This is a genomic window from Streptomyces sparsus (assembly GCF_054776295.1).
Genome location: NZ_BAAHCA010000565.1, coordinates 1 through 3,251 on the forward strand (window position 1 = coordinate 1; position 3,251 = coordinate 3,251).

3 protein-coding genes are annotated in these 3,251 nt (G+C 72.8%); 1 reads left to right on the forward strand and 2 read right to left on the reverse strand.

Features of this window, described 5'->3' with window-relative positions; translation table 11 throughout:
* The coding region (gene uppS, locus ACYVE9_RS20240) for a polyprenyl diphosphate synthase (protein WP_461029307.1) at positions 1-834 on the forward strand (834 nt) is incomplete at its 5' end.
* Between the two features lie 112 nt (positions 835-946).
* Here uppS and ACYVE9_RS20245 read toward each other — a convergent pair.
* Together ACYVE9_RS20245 and ACYVE9_RS20250 are read right to left on the reverse strand one after the other, a co-directional pair.
* Positions 947-1,993: an iron-containing redox enzyme family protein gene (locus ACYVE9_RS20245; RefSeq protein ID WP_461029309.1), complete on the reverse strand. Its 1,047-nt coding sequence runs from the start codon at positions 1,991-1,993 to the stop codon at positions 947-949.
* A gap of 27 nt (positions 1,994-2,020) precedes the next feature.
* Positions 2,021-3,007, reverse strand: a complete 987-nt coding sequence (locus tag ACYVE9_RS20250) for a TIGR03557 family F420-dependent LLM class oxidoreductase (RefSeq protein WP_461029308.1) — start codon at positions 3,005-3,007, stop codon at positions 2,021-2,023.
* Positions 3,008-3,251: the final 244 nt, after the last annotated feature.

Consider the following 3,251-nt stretch of genomic DNA (forward strand, 5'->3'; position numbering starts at 1 on the left):
GGCGATCCGCACCCGCCGGCCGACGGCGCCGGGCTCCGGCCCCCGCCCCCGCACCCCGACGGCTTCCGGCCACCGCGGATCGCCGCCCACCTCATGCCGTCCCACGTTGCGGTCATCATGGACGGCAACGGCCGTTGGGCCGAGCAGCGCGGCCTGCCCCGCCAGGAAGGTCACCGCGCCGGCTCCGCCGCCGTCCACGAGGTGGTCCACGGGGCCCTGGAGATCGGCCTGCGCCACCTGACGCTCTACGCGTTCTCGACCGAGAACTGGAATCGCGACGCCGCGGAAGTCGCGGGGATCATGGCCACGCTCAAGAGTGAACTCGACAAGGCCACCTTCCGTGACCTGGACGTGCGCCAGCGCTGGTCCGGCCGTCCCGACAGACTCCCCCAGGAGATCGTCGACGCCCTCAGGCGCGAACAGCACCGCACGCGCGCCCGCACCGGCCTGACCCTCACCGTGTGCATCAGCTACGGCGGTCGCGACGAGATCACCCGGGCCGCCGCAGCGCTCGCCCAGGCAGCTCGAAGGGGTGAGGTGGATCCCCGTCTCCTCGACGAGGACGGCTTCGCCCGCCATCTGCCCCTCCCCGACATGCCGGACGTGGACCTGCTGTGGCGCACCGGCAACGAGCAGCGCACGTCCAACTTCCTTCCGTGGCACGCTGCCTACGCGGAGCTGTACTTCACACCCGGCTACTGGCCGGACGTCGACCGACGTGACCTGTGGCAGGCGATCACCGAGTACAGCCGGCGCCAACGCCGCCACGGCGCTGTCCCCGCTCCCGGGACCCGCCGTTCGTCCTCGGCCACCCCGCCCGGCCCGCGCCGCTGAGGCGGGTCGCGGTCACTCGGCCGCACCGGGCCGGTTCCGGACACCCGCACGTCGCCCGCCGGAGTCCCGGTGGGCGGCGTGCGGGGCATTTGTCCCGGCGGTTCGGCGGAGCTCAGAGCGGGGTGCGCAGGCTGGAGCGGCCGTCCCGCCAGGCTGCGAGCAGGTGTGCGGCGAGCCGCGCCTCGACGAACTCGGTGGCGTCGACGCCGAACGCCATGTCGGCCTCCAGATGCGGTTCCTGCCGCAGCAGGTCGGCCACCACGTCCCGGCGCACGATCTGCTCGTGCACGGCGTCGGCCTCTACGTGTTCCTCGTAGAAGTGCACGGCCGCGGCCCCGGCGTCCAGCCGCTCCATCGCCTGGGCCAGGCGCCGCGAGGAGGGCGAGGACGTGATCTCTACCGTGGCGAAGTGTCCGACCAGCGCGCCGCGCAGCGAGCGGTGCAGGCCGAACAGCGACATCTGGTTGACGACGCACAGCATCGGGGCGGGGGCGGCGTCCAGATAGCCGCCGTACCCGGGGTCGAGGCCCAGGTCGGCCATGAGCTCGGCGAACAGTTCGGCGTGCACCCGGTCACCGCGGCCGGCGCCGAACTCGTCGTACTCGACCGCGACCATCGCCGCCTTCGCCCGGCCGCGCAGCCGGGGTATCACCCACGCGTGCGGGTCGGCCTCCTTGAGGTGGTAGAGGGAGCGCTGTGCCGCGTACTCCCGCAGGTGCCACCGCTGTCCCTGCTCGCCGGCCAGGAAGTGGGACACCCCGTCCCCGTCGACCGGCTCCACCAGCAGTCCGGCCATCGCCTCGGCGACCGAGGTGTGCCGGGTGGCGTCGGCGCGGAGCGCGCCGAGGAAGCGGCGCTCCAGCGCCGCCCGCAGGCGCAGCAGGTCCGGGTCCCACTCCCAGTCCCCGCTGACCTGCCCGAAACCGGCGTAGTGCAGCTCGTAGCAGGTGTAGAGGGCGAGTTGCAGGTCGTCTCCGTAGGGGTCGGCGCCGCGTACGACGTGCTCGTCGGGCAGCGTGGCCGAACCTGGCTCCCCGGTCAGCGCACCGATCACCGCCCGGGAGAGCTCACCCCGGGGTGCGGGCAGCGCAGGGCCGTCGTCGGCCGGCCGCCGGGGGGACTGCGGGGCCTGCGTGGTCTCGGGGGCGACCGACGGCATCATGTGCTCCTTCACTGCGCGCCTGCGTCAGGACTGGGTGTGCGGGGAAGCGGGTTCGGGCCGCCGCAGCGCGGGCAGCACCTCCGCCCGGTAGAAGTCGAAGAACCCCTGCTGGTCGGGGCCGATCTGGCCGACGTAGACCTCGTCGAATCCGGCCCGGTCGTAGGCCTGTACCGACTCGACGTGCTGCTGCACGTCGTCACCGCAGGTCAGCGCCTCCGCCATCATGTCCTCGGTGACCAGTTCACCCGCCTGCTCGAAGTGGGCCGGGGTGGGCAGCAGCTGGGCGAGCTCCCCGGGCAGCCGGAGGTTGGGCCACAACCGGTGCGCGGTGCGCACGGCACGGTCGCGGTCGGCGTCCCAGCAGACCTTCAACCCGCCGAGCACCGGCTTGGTGCCGCCGCCGCTGCGGCGGAACTGCGCGACGAGTTCCTCGTCCGGTCCCATGGTCACGAAGCCGTCGCCGACCCGCCCGGCGAGGGCGGCGGCCTGCGGGCCGAAGCCGGATATGTAGATCGGCACGGACTCGTCGGGCAGTGTGTAGAGGCGCGCGTTCTCCACCGTGTAGTGCTTGCCCCGGTGGGAGACCCGGTCGCCGCTGAAGAGCGACCGCATCAGCGAGACGGCCTCCTCCAGCATCTCCATGCGGATCTGGGCCTCCGGCCACGCGTCGCCCAGCACGTGTTCGTTGAGGGCCTCGCCGGTGCCGATGCCGAACCGGAAGCGTCCGTCGGTCAGCGCGCCGGAGGTGGCGGCGGCCTGCGCGTTGATCGCGGGGTGCATGCGCATGGTGGGGCAGGTGACGAAGGTCGTGACGGGTAGCGAACACACCTGGGAGAGCGCGCCGATCACCGACCAGACGAAGGGGCTCTGCCCCTGCGCCTCGTTCCACGGGTGGAAGTGGTCGCTGATGGCCAGTGCCTCGAAACCGGCCTGCTCGGCCATGCGGGCCTGGTCCAGCAGGCTCTGGATGTCGAACTCCTCGGTGGCGAGGAAGTATCCGTACGTCGTCAACGGTGTCGCCTCCACAGAAAGGGTGCTGGTCCACCGGCTCCGACTCAGGGGGCCGGCGACCGCTCACAGCCGTTTCCGGGTTCCCGACCAGGTGGGGAGGAAACCTGAGGGGCCGCGGCGACCAGGGGCGACGGGAGCGGCGGGAGCGGCCTCCTGCGGGTTCAGCCGGTGTGCGGCGCGGGGGCCGCGGGCAGCTCCTCCGGTGTCGGGAAGGCGGCCTGTGCGCCGGCCCGGACGGTGGCGG

Coding starts and splice junctions, on each gene's coding strand:
- ACYVE9_RS20245 (WP_461029309.1), bottom strand. CDS start 1,993: ATGCCGTCGGTCGCCCCCGAGACCACGCAGGCCCCGCAGTCCCCCCGG.